Origin of the sequence: Rhodopseudomonas sp. BR0M22 (genome assembly GCF_010907035.1) — a bacterium.
Taxonomy (GTDB): domain Bacteria; phylum Pseudomonadota; class Alphaproteobacteria; order Rhizobiales; family Xanthobacteraceae; genus Rhodopseudomonas.
In genome coordinates, this window is sequence record NZ_QUMK01000024.1 from 23,699 (window position 1) to 41,841 (window position 18,143).

Annotated in this window: 17 protein-coding genes; 3 read left to right on the top strand and 14 right to left on the bottom strand. The window is 66.2% G+C overall.

Annotation, left to right across the window (positions count from 1 at the left end; all coding sequences use genetic code 11):
* Window positions 1-19: 19 nt before the first annotated feature.
* The 8 genes from DY468_RS10005 to ubiE form a co-directional block, all read right to left on the bottom strand.
* Window positions 20-742, bottom strand: a complete 723-nt coding sequence (locus tag DY468_RS10005; protein ID WP_164604666.1) for a nucleotidyltransferase family protein — start codon at window positions 740-742, stop codon at window positions 20-22.
* 159 nt (window positions 743-901) lie between these two features.
* Window positions 902-1,213 carry a PilZ domain-containing protein gene (locus DY468_RS10010; protein ID WP_164604667.1) on the bottom strand — a complete coding sequence of 104 codons (312 nt, stop codon included), beginning with the start codon at window positions 1,211-1,213 and terminating at the stop codon, window positions 902-904.
* A gap of 108 nt (window positions 1,214-1,321) precedes the next feature.
* Window positions 1,322-2,842, bottom strand: coding sequence for a tRNA (adenosine(37)-N6)-threonylcarbamoyltransferase complex ATPase subunit type 1 TsaE (gene tsaE, locus DY468_RS10015; protein WP_164604668.1), 1,521 nt, complete (start codon window positions 2,840-2,842; stop codon window positions 1,322-1,324).
* Window positions 2,839-5,352 carry a sensor histidine kinase gene (locus DY468_RS10020; RefSeq protein ID WP_164604669.1) on the bottom strand — a complete coding sequence of 838 codons (2,514 nt, stop codon included), beginning with the start codon at window positions 5,350-5,352 and terminating at the stop codon, window positions 2,839-2,841. The genes tsaE and DY468_RS10020 overlap by 4 nt, the downstream gene beginning before the upstream one ends.
* Before the next feature lie 219 nt (window positions 5,353-5,571).
* Window positions 5,572-6,030 carry a dUTP diphosphatase gene (dut, locus tag DY468_RS10025; RefSeq protein WP_164604670.1) on the bottom strand — a complete coding sequence of 153 codons (459 nt, stop codon included), beginning with the start codon at window positions 6,028-6,030 and terminating at the stop codon, window positions 5,572-5,574.
* A complete protein-coding gene (gene coaBC / locus DY468_RS10030) occupies window positions 6,027-7,472 on the bottom strand; it encodes a bifunctional phosphopantothenoylcysteine decarboxylase/phosphopantothenate--cysteine ligase CoaBC (RefSeq protein ID WP_164604671.1) in 1,446 nt (481 codons plus the stop codon). Before coaBC ends, dut begins: the two co-directional genes overlap by 4 nt.
* 53 nt (window positions 7,473-7,525) lie before the next feature.
* Window positions 7,526-9,103 carry a 2-polyprenylphenol 6-hydroxylase gene (ubiB, locus tag DY468_RS10035; RefSeq protein ID WP_164604672.1) on the bottom strand — a complete coding sequence of 526 codons (1,578 nt, stop codon included), beginning with the start codon at window positions 9,101-9,103 and terminating at the stop codon, window positions 7,526-7,528.
* On the bottom strand, window positions 9,100-9,861 hold the full coding sequence (gene ubiE / locus DY468_RS10040; protein WP_164604673.1) for a bifunctional demethylmenaquinone methyltransferase/2-methoxy-6-polyprenyl-1,4-benzoquinol methylase UbiE: 762 nt from the start codon (window positions 9,859-9,861) through the stop codon (window positions 9,100-9,102). The genes ubiB and ubiE overlap by 4 nt, the downstream gene beginning before the upstream one ends.
* A 182-nt stretch (window positions 9,862-10,043) precedes the next feature.
* On the opposite strand from ubiE, the gene mutM reads away from it, so the two are divergent.
* On the top strand, window positions 10,044-10,919 hold the full coding sequence (gene mutM, locus DY468_RS10045) for a bifunctional DNA-formamidopyrimidine glycosylase/DNA-(apurinic or apyrimidinic site) lyase (RefSeq protein ID WP_164604674.1): 876 nt from the start codon (window positions 10,044-10,046) through the stop codon (window positions 10,917-10,919).
* A 261-nt stretch (window positions 10,920-11,180) separates the two neighbouring features.
* On the opposite strand, the gene DY468_RS10050 is transcribed toward mutM, so the two are convergent.
* The gene (locus tag DY468_RS10050) at window positions 11,181-11,705 is read right to left on the bottom strand and encodes a YjaZ family protein (RefSeq protein ID WP_164604675.1); all 525 of its coding nucleotides are present in this window, start codon (window positions 11,703-11,705) and stop codon (window positions 11,181-11,183) included.
* Window positions 11,706-11,806: 101 nt separating this feature from the next.
* Complete coding sequence (locus DY468_RS10055; protein ID WP_164604676.1) at window positions 11,807-13,147, bottom strand: peptidoglycan-binding protein; 1,341 nt, start codon at window positions 13,145-13,147, stop codon at window positions 11,807-11,809.
* Between the two features lie 204 nt (window positions 13,148-13,351).
* On the opposite strand from DY468_RS10055, the gene DY468_RS10060 reads away from it, so the two are divergent.
* Together DY468_RS10060 and DY468_RS10065 are read left to right on the top strand one after the other, a co-directional pair.
* Entirely contained in the window at window positions 13,352-14,152 is an 801-nt protein-coding gene (locus DY468_RS10060; RefSeq protein WP_164604677.1) for a HesA/MoeB/ThiF family protein, read from the top strand.
* Between the two features lie 123 nt (window positions 14,153-14,275).
* Window positions 14,276-15,964, top strand: a complete 1,689-nt coding sequence (locus DY468_RS10065) for an MFS transporter (RefSeq protein WP_164604678.1) — start codon at window positions 14,276-14,278, stop codon at window positions 15,962-15,964.
* Between the two features lie 62 nt (window positions 15,965-16,026).
* Here the strand turns inward: DY468_RS10065 and DY468_RS10070 are convergent, their stop codons facing one another.
* The 4 genes from DY468_RS10070 to DY468_RS10085 all read right to left on the bottom strand — a co-directional run bounded on the left by DY468_RS10070 (window position 16,027) and on the right by DY468_RS10085 (window position 17,785).
* On the bottom strand, window positions 16,027-16,248 hold the full coding sequence (locus tag DY468_RS10070; protein WP_164604679.1) for a hypothetical protein: 222 nt from the start codon (window positions 16,246-16,248) through the stop codon (window positions 16,027-16,029).
* A 133-nt stretch (window positions 16,249-16,381) separates the two neighbouring features.
* Window positions 16,382-16,723, bottom strand: a complete 342-nt coding sequence (locus DY468_RS10075; RefSeq protein ID WP_164604680.1) for a phasin family protein — start codon at window positions 16,721-16,723, stop codon at window positions 16,382-16,384.
* 237 nt (window positions 16,724-16,960) lie between these two features.
* The gene (locus DY468_RS10080) at window positions 16,961-17,365 is read right to left on the bottom strand and encodes a hypothetical protein (RefSeq protein ID WP_164604681.1); all 405 of its coding nucleotides are present in this window, start codon (window positions 17,363-17,365) and stop codon (window positions 16,961-16,963) included.
* 78 nt (window positions 17,366-17,443) lie between these two features.
* Window positions 17,444-17,785, bottom strand: a complete 342-nt coding sequence (locus DY468_RS10085) for a hypothetical protein (RefSeq protein WP_164604682.1) — start codon at window positions 17,783-17,785, stop codon at window positions 17,444-17,446.
* Between the last annotated feature and the right edge of the window lie 358 nt (window positions 17,786-18,143).

Here is an 18,143-nt window from a genome sequence, read left to right on the forward strand (position 1 = left end):
GCCGGCGCCGGCCGCCCTCTCAGGCGACGCTGGCGAGGTAGGCTCGTTCAGCCGCAGTCACCGCGTCCGGCGTGCCGACATGCATCCAAACGCCTTCGAGCCGCAGCCCGTGCAGCCGATGTTGCTGGCCGGCCCGGTCGAACATCTTGGTCAGCGAAAATTCGCCCTCCGGCGCGTCCTTGAAGATCGCCGGCGACATGATCGCGGCGCCCGCATAGACAAACGGCACCACCTCGGTTTCCTTGCGCCGCTGCAAGCCGCCGTTGGGGCTCATCGCGAAGTCACCCTTGCCCGTATAGCCGATGCTGTTCGCGGTCGGCGCCATCAGCAGCAGGATGTCCATGCGGGCCGGATCGAACGCTTCGGCGAGCCGGGCCAGATTGGGCCGCACGCCGTCGATCCACATCGTATCGGCATTGAGGTGATAGAACGGCGCGTCGCCGAGCAGCGGCAGCGCCTTCACCACAGCGCCGCCGGTGCCGAGCACCTGATCGCGCTCGTCGGAAATGATCACCCGGGGGCTCGTCCGCCCGGCGACATGGTCGATGATCTGGTCCGGCAAATAGTGGACATTGACGACCGCCTCGGCGACGCCGACCTCGGCCAGACGGTCGAGAACGTGGTCGAGCAGCGGACGGCCGGCGACGGACACCAGCGGCTTCGGCATATGATCGGTGAGCGGTCGCATCCGCAGGCCGAGGCCGGCGGCAAGTACCATGGCTTTGTGGGGACGAACGGTCATGTTCTCCGACTCGGAACGCACCAGGCGGCGCGAATCGATTGTATCACGCGGCTCCGAACGGTCTATCGGAGGCGACCTCTGGGTAGTCGGGGATCATGACGGAGATACGACGCCGGGGGCAGCTCGGCGGGACACGCAAGAACGCGCTTCAGAACCAGGTCAGGCGTTCTCGGCCTGGGCCGCAGGGCGCTTCTTTTTCTTGTCGAGGCGCAGGAAGCTCACGCCGATCTGGTCGCCGTTGATCCAGCTCAGCTCGCAGCGCCGATAGGCCAGACCGGTAGACGATAGCAGCAGGAAGAACTCCTTGAGGTTGAGCCCTTCGACCGAGCCTTCGATCGTCAGTTTGGCGCCGAGTTCGGAGACGTCCTCGAGCAGACAGGGACGGCGCCAGGTGCCGTCGATCGCCATCATCTGAGCGCGCAACCCGCGGTCGAATACAACGCGGCCGTCCTTATTGCGTTCGGCAACCATCTCGTCGTCCTGCAGTTCGATTTTCGTGCCGCCCGGCCATGCCGCGGCGCCACGCCCCGCAAGACTACGGGTCGCTGCGCTAAAGATGGGTAAAAGAAATCGGCCGAATCAGAGCGGTGGCGGCACATGGTCCCGGTACCAAGCCCGGACCTCGGCGAGCGCCGGATGTGCCAGCGAACGGGCCAGATACGCCCACACCCGCGGCTGATGTTTCAAGTACTGCGACTTGCCGTCCCGCCGGTTGAGTCGGGCGAAAGTTCCCAATAGCCGTGTATTTCGCTGCGCCGACATCACCGCATAGAGCCGCGCGAAGCCGGCGGCGTCGAACTCCGGATCGGCGGCGAGCCGGGCTTTGACGTAGCGGCCGAGCAGCGACAGCTCGACGGCCTCGGGCACGTCGATCCGGGCATCCTGCAGCAGCGACACCACGTCGTAGGCGGCAGGGCCCAGCACGGTGTCCTGGAAGTCGATGATTCCGACGCGCTCGATACCGGGACGGTCCTCCAGCCAGATCAGATTCGGCGAATGATAATCGCGTAGCACCCAGGTCCGCGGCTCGGCCCCGATGCCGGCCAGCAGCTTGCGCCAGAGCGCGGCGAATTCGGCGCGCAGCACCTCGGTCGGCGGTGCGCCGCGATCCGGCAGATACCATTCCGGCATCAGCCCGACCTCGATCATCATCGCGTCTTCGTCGAAACTCGGCACCGCGTAGCTCTCGCGCGCCGACAGCGGCAGATGATCCGGCAGCGGCCTGGCATGCAGCGCCGCCAGCATGTCGGCGGCGGCCTGATAGCGTTCCACGACGGGCGCCGCAGGGGAGCCTTCGACGAAGCCGACGCCGCCGAGATCCTCGGTGATCAGAAAGCCCGCGTCGAGATCGGCATGATGAATCGCAGGCGCCGAGAAGCCGCGTTCGCGCAGCCCCTGGGCGATGGCAACGAACGGCCGGACATCCTCGGCCAAATGCACCGCGGCGCTGTAGCTCTTGCCGGCATACAGCGCCGGACCATCCGGACGACGCGGTGCGTTCATCAGAATCACGCTCTCGCCGCCGCGCTGCAGCCGCGCGTAGGAACGCGTCGAGGCATCGCCCGGCATGTGGCGACGCTCGGCGTCCGCATAGCCGGCGGTTTCGATGAAGCTGCGCAGCGCGGCGAGGCGCTCGACCTGCTTCACAGCCTTGCCGTGACCGGTGATCTCCGCAGCGCGCGCCGACGGGCCCAGCGCCGGGCGATGGCTCAGCGCGATATCGATGCGGTCTTCCGGCAGCTCCGAGGCGGCGCGCTCGGGCCATTCGATCAGCGCGACGGTCCCGTCCGGCAGCGGCGACAGCCCGATCTCTTCCAGCTCCGACGGATCCTCGACGCGGTAGAGATCCGCATGCAGCAGCGGATACGGCGGCAGATCGTAAGTCTGCACCAGCGTGAAGGTCGGGCTCGGCACTTCCAGCGTGTCGTCCGCGGCCAGATAACGGATCATCGCCCGCGCCGCGGCGGTCTTGCCGGCGCCGAGATCGCCCGACAGGGTCACGACATCGCCCGGGCCGATCAGCAGCGCCACTTCGGCCATCAGCCGCGTGGTCGCGACCTCGTTCGCGAGCGCGACCGAGAATGTCGCCGCCGCGCTCATTCGGCGGCGTGACGTTGGGCGGCCGGCTCGATCGGAAACTCGCAGGTCACCGAGGTGCCGCGGCCGATCGCCGACTCGACCTGGACTTTGCCGCCGTGCAGTTCGACGAACGAGCGCACCAGCGACAGCCCGAGCCCGGCGCCGCGATGCCGCGACCCCTGCGGGTCGCTTTCGAACAGATCGAACATCTTCTCTTTGAACGCCGGCGCGATTCCCGGCCCGGCGTCGGCGACGGTGAACGCCACGCGCTGCTCGCCCTTGCGCACGGCCAGCCGAACCGTCCCCTGCGGCGGCGAGAAATCGATCGCATTGGCGAGCAGATTGTACAGCACCTGCACGACTCGCCGCTCGTCGCCGATGAAGCGGTCGATCGTCGGATCGATGTCGATCTGCAGGGCGATCTGGTCGCGCGCCAGCCGGTCCTGAATGCCCTCGGCGGCGGCGTCGATCGCTTTGCGGATGTCGATCGGCCCGAGATTGAGCGTCATCGCCCCGGCATCGATGCTGGCGAGATCGAGGATGTTGTTGATGATCGCCATCAGCGCGTTGGTCGAGGTCGTGATGTAGTTCACGTACTCGGCCTGCTTGTCGGTCAGCGGTCCGGTCGAGGAATCGCTGAGGAAATGCGCAAAGCCGATGATCGTGGTCAGGGGCGAACGCAGCTCGTAGGAAACGTGGTGGACGAAGTCGATCTTAATGCGGTCGGCCGTCTCCAGCGCCTCGTTGCGCTCGCGCAGCGCCCGCTCGACGTTCTCGGTGTCGGTGATGTCCTGGAACGTCAGCATCGTGGCGCCGTCCGGCAACGGCATGGTCTTGCACGCCAGCACGCTGCCGTCCTTCCGCTCCAGCTTGAGCAGGACGTGACGGCGATCGTCGATGCCGGTAATGGCACCGCGCAGCGCCTGCCAGAACACGTCGTCGTCGAACAGCGGCCGGCACCACTCCTCGATCGCCTCGATGTGCGGCTGGCTCTGCATCGCCTCCGCGGTCAGATGCCACATCCGCGCGAACGGCGGATTGAACAACTGCGCGCAGCCGTTGGAGCCGAACACCGCGACGGCTTCGGAGAGGTTGTCGAGCGTCTCGCGCTGGACGTCGATCAGGCCGCCATAGCGACGCTTGAGGTCGAGGCTTTCGGTGACGTCGTCGAACAGATAGGTGACGCCGCCCTCGGGATTCGGCGTAGTGACGATGCTGACGGCGCGGCCGTCCGGCAGATACCAGACGTCCTTTTCGGCTTCGACCGCCCGATAGGCTTCGTGCAGCTTGTTCTTCCAGGCCTTGAAGTCGCGCTCTTCCGGCAGCTTGCGCTCGGCGCGCAGGCGGTCGAGCACTGTGGAATCGTCGGGACGGCTGTCGAGGAAGATGCGGTCGAAGTCCCACAGCTTGCGATAGGAGTCGTTGTAGAACTTCAGCCGCCGCTGCGCGTCGAACACCGCGACGCCGGACGAAAGCTGATCGAGCGTCCGGCGATGCGCATCCGCCATTCGCTCCAGCGCGGCGCCGAGCGCGGCGGTTTCGGTAGCGTCGACCGCGATGCCGGCGCTGCCGCCGGGCACCTTGAGCGCCCGCACGTCGAAATAGCGGCGCTCGCCACCGACCACGATCGGCAGCCGGCCGGTGAATTCGGCATTGTCGCCGAGCGAGCGGGCCAGAGCGGCGCGGTCGCCGGTATCGAGCAATTCGAGATTGCGGCTGATCGCATCCGCCGCGTCGCTGGCATCGGTCGCGCGCGCATAGGCTGCGTTGGCGAAGCTGAGCGTGCCGTCGGTGCGTCGGGTCCAGATCGGCCACGGCGCGGCGATGGCGAAGCCGCGCAGCATTTCGGTTTCTTCCTGCAGCGCCTTGAAGCGCCGGGTCATGTCGGCGAGTTCGCGGCGCACGCCGCTGAGTTCGCGAATCCGCACCACCGCCTGTCCGCCGACGGCCCGCCCCATCGCCTCGATCGCTCGGCCGCCGGAGGTGACGAGCTGCAGCAGGAACCCCTCGCCCTTGTCGAGCAGCGCATCGACCGCGTGATCCATCTGCAGCGCCGGCTCGGGTGGCAGCCAGGTGCCGAACGCCAGGATGCGCTGCGACTGGCGGTTCTGGGCGTCCGGAGGCATGAACAAGGCGGTGTCGCCGCTGATCTGCGGCTGGCTCTCACCCGCGGTCCAGGACACCAGCACCTGCGGCTCTGCGAACAGCAACGCCTGGAAACGATCGGATTCCGCCTGCAGGCCGTTGAGATCGGCGCGCAGCGCAGCCTCGCGCTCGACCGCACGCTGCCGCGTCCGGACCAGCATGATCGCCGCCATCACCGAAAAGCCCAACGCCGCGAGCGAGACGATCAGCGTCATCATCTCGTGGCGGTTGAGATCGATCAGCAGCGACGAGGTGACGGCGGCCAGGCGATCGTCTGCGGCGCGCGCCGGCGACGACACGACCATCACGGCCGTCCCAGCCAGACCATGCACCAACGCCGTGCACGACAGACTGGTCCGACGTATGGACCCCAATACGCCTGACATCGATTGCCCCAAACCGCACGGCGCAACTCACAAGCCGCGCCATAGCCGAATCAATGGACATTATCGCCATCGCGACTCGGGGGGTAAGAGTCCAGACCGTGAACGGAGGCGCGACCGTTCGCAAACGGACGGTTTATATTTTCCGGCGCCGATTCCGGCCGTGCTTGACACTAAATGTAGTGGAGTCGCGGAAGTATCACCTCAATGCGGTGCCGCTACTCAGCGGCCGGTCGAGCCGAAACCACCGGCGCCGCGGCCGGTTTCCGGCAGTGCGTCGACCGCAACGAACCGAGCGCGGCTGACCGGCGCGATCACCATCTGGGCGATGCGTTCGCCGCGGCAGATGGGGAAGGGCTCGGTGCCGTGATTGATCAGCAGCACGCCGATCTCGCCGCGATAATCGGCGTCGATTGTGCCCGGCGCGTTCAGCACCGTGACGCCGTGCTTGGCGGCGAGCCCCGAACGCGGCCGTACCTGAGCCTCGTAGTTTTCCGGAAGTGCGATCGTGAGCCCGGTCGGGACCAGCACATAGCGGCCGGGCTGCAGCGTCAGCGGCGCGCCCTGCGGAACCGCCGCGATCAGGTCGAGCCCGGCGGCATTCGCTGTCTGATAGTCCGGAAGCGGCAGGCCTTCGCCGTGCGGCAGATGGCGAATCGAAACGGTGATCACTTGGCTCATGCTAGAACTGCCATTGCTTGGGCGATCCGCGCCACCAGCGCGGTCGCCACTTCGTCCTTGGTCATCAGCGGCCACGATTCGAGATCGGTGGCGGCGCCATGGCGCATCAACAGATGCACGGTGTTGCGATCGCCGCCCATCACGCCGGTGGCCGGCGACACGTCGTTGGCCACGATCCAGTCGCAGCCCTTGCGGGCGAGCTTGGCGGTGGCGTTGTCGATCAGGTTTTCGGTTTCGGCCGCAAAGCCGATCACCAGCGGCGGCCGGCCTTCGGTCAACTTCGCAATCGTGGCGAGGATGTCGGGATTCTCGGTGAGCCGCAACGGCGGCGGCCCGCCGGCCCCCTTCTTGAGCTTTTGCTCGCCTTCGCTGGCGACGCGCCAGTCCGCCACCGCAGCGGCGAAGATCGCCACATCGGCCGGCAGCGACGATTGGACGGCAGCAAGCATCTCGCGGGCCGACTCCACACGGGTGAGATCGACACCCGCCGGCGCGCGCAGCTCGACCGGACCCGAAATCAGCGTCACCTCGGCGCCGGCGGCAGCCGCAGCAGCCGCAATGGCGTAGCCCTGTTTGCCGGACGAGCGGTTGGCGATGTAGCGCACCGGATCGATCGGCTCGTGGGTGGGACCAGCGGTGATCAGCACGCGCTTGCCGAGCAGCGGCTTCGGCGGCTGCGGCCGCCACAGCGCCTCGGCGGCGGCGGCAATCTCGATCGGCTCCGCCATCCGGCCGACACCGGCCTCGCCGCGCTCGGCCATCTCGCCGGCATTGGGGCCGACCATCACGACGCCGTCCTGCTTGAGCTGGGCGACATTGCGCCGGGTCGCGGCGTTGTTCCACATCAGCGGGTTCATCGCCGGCGCCAGCAGGATCTGGCGATTGGTGGCGAGCAGGATCGCGGTCGCAAGGTCATCGGCATGACCGCCGGCGATCTTGGCCATCAGGTCGGCAGTCGCCGGCGCGACGACGATCAGGTCGCAATCGCGGGCCAGGCGGATGTGCCCGGCATCGAACTCGCTGGAGGGGTCGAACAGATCGGTGTAGCAGCGCTGATGCGACAGCGCGCTGGCGGTCAGCGGCGTGACGAACTGCTGGGCCGCCTTGGTCAGCACCACGCGGACATCGGCACCGCGCTCCTTCAGCCGGCGGATCAGGTCCATCGCCTTGTAGGCCGCGATGCCGCCGCCGACGATCAGCGTCACCCGCGCGCCGCCCGGCTGCGGTTGGGAGCGCGCGCCCTCCGGCGGATCCTCGGGCATGGGGACTGACGGAACGGAAGGTTCGGCCGACAAGGGTTCCGCGAAGCCGAGCCGCTTGTGGCAGGCATCGCGCAGGATCACCCGGACCTCGTCCTCCATCGAGCGGCCATTGGCGGCCGCGCGCTGGCGCAGTTCGGCTTTGAGGACGTCGTCGAGCTTGCGGATCGTCAGATTGGCCATGCGGAAAGGCTAATCGACGCCCGCATTGCATTCAAGAGATGAATGCAATGCGATCAGATCATCCGCGACAGCGCGATCAGCACGCCGATGAAGGTTGCGGCGATCACCCACAGCGCCACCGTCCGGCCGCGGGTACGGCCACGCTCATTGCGACCGATCGCGGCGATGGTCTCCGGCGCCAGCACCAGGCCGTCCTTGGTCATGACCTCGAGCTGGTTCAGCACCGTGACGGCGCGCGACACGATGGTCGGCAGGCCGCTCAGGGTGTGACCAAGCTCACCAGCGCCGGCGAGCGCGCCCTCGACCTTGCCGATCGGGCCCAGATTGCGCTGGATCCATTCGCGCACCACCGGATCGGCAACCTTCCAGATGTCGAGCTTGGGATCGAACGATCGGGCCACGCCTTCGACCACCACCATGGTCTTCTGCAGCAGGATCAGCTCCGGCCGGGTCCGCATGTCGAACAGGCCGGTGACCTCGAGCAGCAGCGTCAGCAGCTTGGCCATCGAGATTTCTTCGGCGGTGCGATTGTGGATCGGCTCGCCGATCGCACGGATCGCCTGCGCGAAATTCTCGACCGAATGATGCGGCGGCACATAACCGGCCTCGAAATGCACCTCGGCGACGCGGCGATAATTGCGGGTGATGAAGCCGAGCAGGATCTCGGCGAGGAAGCGCCGCTCCTTCGGCAGCAGCCGCCCCATGATGCCGAAATCAACCGCCACCAGCTTGCCGTCGCGATCCAGGAACAGATTGCCCGGATGCATGTCGGCGTGGAAAAAGCCGTCGCGCAGCGCATGGCGCAGAAAGCTCTGGATCACCTTGCGGCCGAGCTCGACGGTGTCGACGTCGGCGTCCTTCAGACGGGCGTGATCGTTCAGCGGGATGCCGTCGATCCACTCCATCGTGAGGACGTTGTGGCTGGTGCGATCCCAGTCGACGGTCGGGACGCGGAAGTCCGGATCGTCCTTGGTGTTCTCGGCCATCTCGGACGCCGCGGCTGCCTCCAGCCGCAGGTCCATCTCCATCGCGACCGAGCGCGACATCGTGTTGATGACCTCAACCAGCCGCAATCGCCGCGCCTCGGCGGAGTACAGCTCGGCCTTCTCGGCCACATAAAAGAAGTCGGACAGGTCGCGCCTGAACCGCGACGACACGTTCGGCCGCAGCACCTTGACGGCGACCTGCTTGCGCACCCCGTCGACTTCGATCTCGCCGCGATGCACCTGGGCGATCGAGGCCGCCGCCACCGGCGGGCTGAGACTGATGAACAGCTCGCGGACCGGCCGCTCCAGCGAAGTCGCGATCACCTGCTCGGCTTCGTCCTGTGAGAAGGGCGGCAGCCGGTCCTGCAGGCTTTCGAGATCGCGCGCCATCGCGACGCCAACAACGTCGGGGCGGGTGGCGAGGAATTGGCCGAGCTTGAGATAGGCCGGACCGAGCCGGGTCAGCGCCCGCGTCAGCCGCGCGCCCGACTTGGCGCCGCGGCGCTCGATCAGCCGCGCCAGCCGCACCGGCACCTGACCGGCCGGCGGAATCAGCGCCGGATCGACCACGCCGAACACGCCCTCGCGCGCGAACACGAAGGCGGCGCGGCCGAGCCGCGCCACATGAGTGAGTGCTGCGATCACAAACGCCAGCCCGAATGCAGCGCGACGATGCCGCCGCTCATCACCTGCCAGTTGGCGCGCGCAAAACCGGCGTCACGCATCATCTCGGCGAAGTCATACGGCTTGGGGAATTTGCGGATCGATTCGACCAGATACTGATAGCTGTCGGCATCGCCGGTGACGACGCGGCCGATCTGCGGGATCACCTTGAACGAGAACAGGTCGTAGATCTTGTCCAGCCCGGGCACATCGACGCTGGAGAACTCCAGGCACAGGAAGCGGCTGCCCGGCTTGAGCACCCGATACGCCTCCTTCAGCGCCAGATCGATCCGCGGCACGTTCCGGATGCCGAACGCGATGGTGTAGGCGTCGAAGCTGCGGTCGTCGAACTGCAGGCTCTCGGCATTGCCCTCGACGAAGTCGACCTTGTCGTCGAGATTGCGCTCGACCGCGCGCTGGCGGCCGACTTCGAGCATATCGGTGTTGATGTCGCAGACGGTGGAGTGAAAGCCGGCGCCCGAGGCCTTGGCGGCACGGAACGAGATGTCGCCGGTGCCGCCGGCAACGTCGAGCAGCCGGAACGGCGTGTCGTCGCGCGGCGGGTTGAGGGTCGTGATCATCACGTCCTTCCACAACCGGTGCATGCCGCCCGACATCAGATCGTTCATCAGGTCGTAGCGGCCGGCGACGCTGTGAAACACGTCGTTGACCAGCGTCTGCTTCTCGTCCAGCGGAACGTCGCGATAGCCGAAATGCGTGGTCTCGCCCGGCTCAGTCATGCCTTCAACTCCTGCGCGCGGACGGCTTTTCGGGCCGAATGCCGCCCGAAACACGAAAACGCGGTCCGCGGCCGACCATATAGCGCGCTTGATGCGGAGGCGCTATTGCCTGAATGCCCTAGCTTTGGGGCACCGATTTTCGCGACGAATCAAGCCCTCCCCGTCATCCTGACGAGCCAATCATGCCTGAACTCCCCGAAGTCGAGACCGTCCGCCGCGGGCTGCAGCCGGCGATGGAGGGATTCCGGATCGACCGCGCGGTAGCGCACCGGGAGAATTTGCGGTTCCCGCTGCAGAAGGATTTCGTCGCCCGCCTCACCGGCCAGACCGTGACGGGCCTGGGCCGGCGCGCCAAATATCTCTTGGCGGACCTGTCGAGCGGCGACGTGCTGCTGATGCATCTCGGGATGTCCGGCTCGTTCCGGGTGGTCGAGGCCGACGGCGAGACCACGCCGGGCGAGTTCCACTATCCACGCAGCGAGAACCGTACCCACGATCACGTCGTGTTCGACATGGCGTCCGGCGCCCGCATCGTGTTCAACGACCCGCGCCGGTTCGGGTTCATGAAGGTGTTTCCGCGCAGCGAGATCGACACCGAGCCCCACCTGAAGGGCCTCGGCCCGGAGCCGCTCGGCAACGCATTCGACGCCAGCCTGCTGGCGAAAGCCTGCGCCGGCAAGCAGACCAGCCTGAAGGCGGCGCTGCTCGATCAGCGCGTGGTTGCCGGGCTCGGCAACATCTATGTCTGCGAGGCGCTGTTTCGCTCGCATCTGTCGCCGAAGCGCAAAGCCTCGACCCTGGCCAATCGCAAGGAGGAGCCGACCGACCGCGCGGTGCGGCTGACCGAGGCGATCCGCGAGGTGCTTGGCGAAGCGATCAAGGCCGGCGGCTCGTCACTGCGCGACCATCGCCAGACCAGCGGCGAACTCGGTTACTTCCAGCATTCGTTCAAAGTCTACGACCGCGAAGGCGAGCCGTGCCCGACCTGCGGCGGCACGGTGCAGCGCTTCGTGCAGAACGGCCGGTCGACGTTCTGGTGCCCGAACTGTCAGAAGTAGGCGCCCCCAGCGGAACAAGCACAAACCAGCAAAACAATCTCGTCAGATCAAGGCGTTGGCAGAGATCAAACCGATTCGAAACTTGAAACTCCAGCCGTTGAAACTAAGTACCTTGTACGGTATCATGTGTACATGAAGCGATAGATCGGTTGGAAAAGCGCTTCCCCGCCAAGTTCGCTTGGTCCACGCGTGAGCGAGATAGGCCGAACGGCCGAAGTGGAAACCGAAACGAGACCTCCCTTCGGGGAGGTCTTTTTCGTTTCAACGTGGCGCGAACCTGACCGGCTGGTTGGCCAAGATCTTATACGCCAGGATCATGAAACGAATGCTGTTTGGACGTCGACTGACGTTCGAGCCTGCTTCAGCAAGGTACGCGCTTTCGACCATCAGGCGCAAATCGGCCTCGGCATTGTTCGCGGCCCTTTGGAGCATGAAATAGATCTCATAAGGACGCTTCTCCAGTTCGAGCCGAACGACGTAAACGTAATTGCGCCGTTGCGAGGTCTGGTGGACCTTGCTGCGTGGCAGAGCTTCAATCAGCTTTGGGAGCCGGAAGGAAAGCTTGTACCGGACCGGACAGAACACTCTGTGCCGATCTCTTGCTTCAGTCACGACAATCTGGTCGGGCGAATGGATGCCCTTGATGAATTTCTCGGTGTAGCAATGATTGGCGAATCCAACGTCGATCAGCAATTCTCGATTCATCGGCGCGCAGGGGCACGCGATTCTCATTGGCGCGAGATGACCGATCGGCATCTCCTCGCCGCAATAGACGATCGGCTTCACGAAATTCAGCTTTCGGCAATCTCATAAATATCAGCCGAACATCATGATACACGTCGATCCGACCAACCCTAATTTGCTGGGCAAGCCGAGCTGCACGGCGTTTACTTCCGCACACAAATCACCCGGACGACGCTCGCTTTGACATCCTTGACACTGCCATCGGCCGACTTGACGCCGAGCCCGGTGAGATAGCTGCGGACGGCGTCGGCTGGAATCAGCGACGCTTGCACCGCGGCGCCATCCGCCGCCCCTGCGACCAACGGCAGACGCAGCGTTGTCAGCCCGGCGAAACGTCCCTCCGCATCGCGTGCCGGTGCCCCGGAAAAGCCGAGGCTTGGTGGCGGCGTCACGGCGAGGCCGCCGGTGCTGCCGGCCGGTGTGAGCTGCGCCTTGACGGTGGTGATGGCCGCGCCGCCGCCCTGGCTCTGCGGATCGGCGACGCCGGTGACCTCGACCGGGCCGGGCTTGGCGGCGCCGCCGCCGATCGGCAACGGCTTCAGCTCGGACGCGCCGTAGATCCGCAACAGCGCCAGTTCGTGCTCCTTGCTGCGATCTGCAAGATCGGCAGGACCGTAGCCCGCCACCACGATCGACAGACAGCCGTCGACTGCCTCGCGATCGGCGAGGATCGCGCCGTCGGCGCCCACGATCGTGCCGGTCGAATATTCGACCTTCTTACGCGGCGGTGGGCCGGCCTGGACGCCACCCGGAAACGGATTGTAGGCGCTCGACATCGCCACTACGACCGGCTGCATGGTGCCTTCGGTGGCCTGGTCGTACAGCACGGTGAGGATGCGGACTTCGGCGTCCTTGAAGCTGCCGCGGATGTAGAACTTCTTCTGGTTCTGCGTGCCCGACAGCACGAAGAAGTCCGGTTTGACCGCGCTGTATTCCACCTTGCGGCCGGGCTCCTTCTTCTCCTGATCGGCGAGCTTGGCAGTCGAAAGGTTCGCCTCCTTACGCCGTGCAAGCGAGACTTGGATCGTGCCGGTAGAAGAGCTCCAGCGCGTCCCGTTGGCGTCGGAAGCCTGCTGCGGGACCAGCCGGGTCGGCACGCCGAGCCGCGCGCCGGTGACCGGATCGGACACCAGTTTCCATCCGACGCTGGCCTGCAGCTTGCGCGAAGCCTGGGCGAGCTGTCCGCGCTCCTGCGGATTGAGCACACCGGTCGGCTTGTGGCCCTGATTGGTCTGGAATTGCTTGATGGCGGCGATCATCCGGTCGGACACATCGCCGTTGATCAGACCGTTGTAATCGCCGGTCCAGGCGAGATCGGACTGAATCGCCTGACGCTCGGCAAGGGTCAGGGTCTTCGCCGTCTCGGCCGGTGTCTGTGCCGCCGGAGGCGCGGCGGCAGCCTGCTTCGGTGCGGCGTGAACGCCATGCACCACCAGCGTGGCGGCACTGGCGACGATCAGGGTTGCAGCCAGCATCGATCTCATGACAATTCCCGAACAACGTTGCGCCATGCGCAAATAACCACACCCGCTTGGTCGGCGCCAATGCTGCGCCGGTTCGACGCGCCCCGCAGCGTGACAGCTCGCCTGCCTCATCCCCATTGCGGCGACAGGAAAGGATGAACCGGATGCGCGTCTTCCAAATGACGGTGCCGGCCCGGCCGTGGAAGTGAAGGATACCATCCGATCATGCTGAGTGCCGAGGAACTGGAACGCTATGCCCGCCACATCGTGCTGCGCGATGTCGGCGGCCCCGGGCAGGCGGCGCTGAAGAACGCGCGGGTGCTGGTGGTCGGCGCCGGCGGGCTCGGCGCGCCGGTGCTGATGTATCTGGCCGCCGCCGGCATCGGCATGCTCGACATCGTCGACGACGACATCGTCACGCTGTCGAACCTGCAGCGGCAGGTGATCCATGCCACGCCGGACATCGGCGCCCGCAAGGCCGACAGCGCAGCGAGCCGGATCCTCGCGCTCAATCCCAATGTCCGCGTGGTGCCGCATCGGGTACGGCTCGACGGCTCCAACGCGCTGGCGCTGATCGGCGGCTGCGACCTGGTGCTCGATGGCTCGGATAATTTCGCCACGCGCTATTTGGTCTCGGACGCCTGCTATCTGGCCAAGAAACCGCTGGTCACCGCCGCGCTCGGCCAGTTCGACGGATCCCTGACCACGATCCGCGCCCATGAACGAAACGCCGCCGGCGAGCCGAACCCGACCTATCGCTGCCTGTTTCCGGAACCGCCGCCGGCCGGAACGGTGCCGAGCTGCGAAGAAGCCGGGGTCATGGGGGCGCTGGCCGGCGTGCTCGGCTCGATGATGGCGCTGGAGGCGATCCGCGAGATCGTCGGATTCGGCGAAGGCCTGGTCGGCCGGCTGGTGATGATCGACGCCCGCGCCATGCGGTTCGAGACGCTGCGCTACGGCCGCGACCCGCAAAATCCGCTGAACGGCGACGCGCCGACCATCACCGATCTCAGCGCGCACCTGTGAGCCGCACCCTGGCCTGAGAGCTGCGCCACGTTGGCTCTGGACAGCGCGAGCGCTTCGCAGGCATCACTGTTCGAGCGCCGATGAATCGGCGATGCGGTGAGGACGGCGGAGGGTCAGACCCAGATGGCGGGCACGGCGAAGCGCGGGCTGTTTTCCGGCGACGGGATCGCGGCGCCGCTGCGGCACGCGCTGTTCCGGCGGATCTGGCTGGCGAGCCTGCTGTCCAATCTCGGCCTGATGATCAACGGCGTCGGCGCCGCCTGGGCGATGACGCAGATGACCGCGTCCGCCGACAAGGTGGCGCTGGTGCAGACCGCCCTGATGCTGCCGATCATGCTGGTGGCGATGCCGGCCGGTGCCATCGCCGACATGTACGACCGCCGCCTGGTGGCGCTGGCCGCGCTCGGCATCGGCCTCAGCGGGGCCACCACGCTGGCGGCGCTGGCACATATGGGGCTGGTGACGCCCAACATCCTGCTGATGTTCTGCTTCGTGATCGGCACCGGCATGGCGCTGTTCGGCCCGTCCTGGCAGGCCTCGGTATCCGAGCAGGTGCCGCCCGAAACGCTGCCGGCCGCGGTCGCACTGAACGGCATCAGCTACAACATTGCACGCAGCTTCGGCCCGGCGGTCGGCGGCATCGTGGTGGCGGCTGCCGGCGCTGTGGCGGCGTTCGCCGCCAATGCGGTGCTGTATCTGCCGCTGCTGATCGTGCTGCTGCTGTGGCGCCGAGAGAGCGAACCGCCGCGGCTGCCGCCGGAGCGGCTGAGCCGCGCGATCGTCTCCGGCGTGCGCTACATCACCAACTCGCCGGCGATCCGCATCGTGCTGACCCGCACCCTGGTGACCGGCATCGCCGGCTCCTCGGTGCTGGCCCTGATGCCGCTGGTGGCGCGCGACCTGCTGCACAGCGGCGCCGAGACCTACGGCCTGCTGCTCGGCGCCTTCGGTATCGGCGCGGTGATCGGCGCGCTCAATGTCGGGATCGCGCGGCAGCGCCTGAGCAGCGAAGCGGCGATCCGGCTGTGCGCGATGATCATGGGCATCGCCATGGCGGTGATCGCAATCAGCCGCTCGCCGCTGCTCACCGCCGCCGCTCTGGTGATCGCCGGCGCGGTGTGGATGCTGGCGATCGCCCTGTTCAACATCGGCGTGCAGCTTTCGGCCCCACGGTGGGTGGCGGGCCGCTCGCTCGCCGCGTTCCAAGCCTCGATCTCCGGCGGCATCGCGATGGGAAGCTGGGGGTGGGGCCACGTCGCCGACCTGTCCGGCGTCGCGCCGTCGATGCTGCTGTCGGGGCTGGCGATGTTGGCCTCGCCGCTGCTCGCTTTTCTGCTGCCGATGCCGCCGGTCGGGACCCGCACCGAGGACGCCGAGCTGCTGGACGACCCGGAGGTCAAGCTGGCCCTGACCTCGCGCAGCGGTCCGGTGGTGATCGAGATCGACTACCGCGTCCACGCCGACGAGGCGCGTGCGTTTCACAACGTGATGCAGGAGGTTCAGCTCAGCCGGCAGCGCAACGGAGCCTATGGCTGGTCGATTGCGCGCGACGTCGCCGACCCGGAACTGTGGACCGAGCGCTATCAATGCCCGACCTGGCTCGATTATCTGCGCCAGCGCAGCCGCTCGACCCAGGACGACCGCGCGCTGCACCGGCGCGCCATCGCGTTCCATCGCGGCCCGGAACCGTTACGGGTTCGACGAATGCTGGAGCGGCCGTTCGGTTCGGTGCGCTGGAAAGAAGAATCGCCCGATCGGACCACGGCGACCGAAGTGCTCCCGGTCGCCGGCGTCAGCGGCGGATCGACCTGATCGCATCCCGCGCGTGCATCCCACGCGTCGTGATTGCTGCGTGGCGTCGGCCCGCCGGATCTTCACTGACCGTTGTCAGTCAGCACCTTGGCGCATTTGGCGCTGAGTTTGGCGCGATGCTGTTGCAGGCAGTTGAGGATCGCGCCGTCGGATTCATTCATCACCGCGCGGCAAAACCGCGACACATCGCGGCCGCAGCCGGGGTCCGGGCGGCGCTGCTCCTGCGCCTGTGCCGGACCGGCGATCAGTACCAGTGACATCATCGGGACAATGAACTTCAGCATGCCTCTCATCCAAGTCTGAACGGGTCGCGTCGGGTCCCTGGTCAATGCCGATCGGACATCGCCGTTCCCGGCAATCACACTCTGCTGCGCCGCACGCACCGGTGGCGAAGAATCCGGGTCGCCTCGAACCGACCTAACCGTCGTGCGGAATGATCACGGTGGGACGGGTCATCTCGACCACGTCCTTGGCCTGGTCGGTGAGCACGCGGAATTGCGTCTGCAGGAATTCGGTCTGGATCCGGACGACGTCCTGAAAATCCTTGGCGTGCAGCAGCGCCTGCGAGAAATCGAAAGTCGCCTGAACGTTGCGATCGACATAGTCCTTCAGCGCGGTGGCCTGAGAGCTCTGCCCCATCGGCGCCACCGACATGCTCTTGCTGATGAACTCGAGATAGTTGGTCATCGCGCCGCGCGCCTGATCGAGGTTCTTGGTCATCATGTTCAGGATGACGTCGGACGATTTCTTCTCTACCATCGCGATCTCCTCGAGGCTCCCCGGCTACTTAAGCACAGACGACCGCAAGGCCGGAGCCCCATGCACGGCGCCTGCACGCAGCCATGATCGCAAAATCTGCAGCGCCGTCCAGTACTAACTGATCAGCTCTTAAAGATGCCTAACCGCCGAAGCGCGAACGGCGGGCGTGGGCCCTGCCCTCACCCGCCGTTTCCAGCATCGTCATCGCACACGCCGATCGAACGGCGCTGCGCCGAATTAGTTGAAGCGCGCGCGGTCGAGCTGATCCATGCCCTTCTGCGACCGGTAGATCTCCAGGCAGTACCACGCCAGCACGATCAGCGTCCCGATGCGCACCACCGAGGTCGGCAGCATCAGGCTGAGCGCGACGATCAGCAGCGGCACCGCGGCTGCTTTCACCACCTTGGTCCGGTCGTCGAAAATCGGATAGAACCAGACCTTGTTTTCCGCCGCCCAGAACGGCGGTTTGACGCGCTGCAGGCCGTAGCGCGACCAGGTATCCTTGAAACCGAGGTCGCGCGCCCACACCAGATACAGCGTGACCCAAAACGCCAGGAAGGCGACGACGACGGACATCGGTCCGGCGGCGAAGCCGATGAGCAGAAGCACTGCGACCGCGAGTGCGATGAACCAGTTTTGCATCGGAGAGAACCTTTGAGACTGACGGGAGCCCGCGGGTGGTTGGATCAACCGCCGGCTCCCAGACGCGAACTGCCTGCGTTACTTGCGGGCGCAGGACACCACGATCGAGGAGGAGCTCGGGCCGCAGCTCGCGGTCATCTGCCCGTTCTCCAGAGTGAGGTTGTCGCTGAACTTGGCGCTGCTGGGGCCGATGCAGATCGCGGAAATCAGCGCTTCATCAGCCTCGCACGCAGTCGGACAGCCGTTGGACGAACAGGTCGACGACGTCACCGTGCGGAAGGCGCTGACCGGCGGCGCAACCGGCGTGGCGGCGACAGCGGGTTCGATCAATGCAGGATGCGGCACACCGACCTGATTCACCACCGACAGCGCGGCGACGAACGCGATAGCACCGAAGAAGATCATCGATGAGGAGCGCATACTACCTCCATACCTGTTGGAATTGTCACCAGACCGTTTGCAACTGCAGCATGTTATCAACACCCCGGAATTTCAACAGGCGCAAGTTTCAGCACGCTTAAAGGCCGCGCAACTACTACTAAGGGCGAGGTTCCGTGAAACCGCCCACGCTGCGGGCGCATCTCGCCGACGAGCCAATCGCGACCGCAGGCAGCGATCGCGGACCGCGACGACAAACCACCTCTGTAATTTACCTTCGCGCATCGGACTGCGCGAGTTGGTGATTTGCCGGACAAGCCAGCCTCGCTCGATACGCCGGGCGTCTCCGAATTCGGCATCGGAGACGATGGCGCGGCAACGCGACGCATGCGGGGCGCGC